Here is a 236-nt window from a genome sequence, read left to right on the forward strand (position 1 = left end):
CGCCAGCTACCTGCAACGCCAACTGCGTGCCCTCGAGAGTCTCAACCCCTGTGTGCCGCGCTCGGTGGAGCAGTACCAGGCGCTACTGGTCGCCATCACCCAACCCCGGCATTGGTTCGTAGCGCCCTTGAGTGACGTGCAGCAACGCCTGCGCAGTGAGTTGCCGCGCTGGTTGCTGCATGCCGGTGTGACCGACAGCCTGGCCTATGCGCGTCTGTTGCAAAAGGCGGCGCTGT

At 64.8% G+C, this 236-nt stretch carries 1 protein-coding gene; it reads left to right on the top strand.

Features of this window, described 5'->3' with window-relative positions; all coding sequences use genetic code 11:
- Nucleotides 1-236: hypothetical protein (locus SB679_RS26235; RefSeq protein ID WP_410705350.1), on the top strand; the 236-nt coding region annotated here is incomplete at both ends.

It is taken from the genome of Chryseobacterium sp. SIMBA_029 (genome assembly GCF_046535275.1).
Lineage (GTDB): Bacteria > Bacteroidota > Bacteroidia > Flavobacteriales > Weeksellaceae > Chryseobacterium.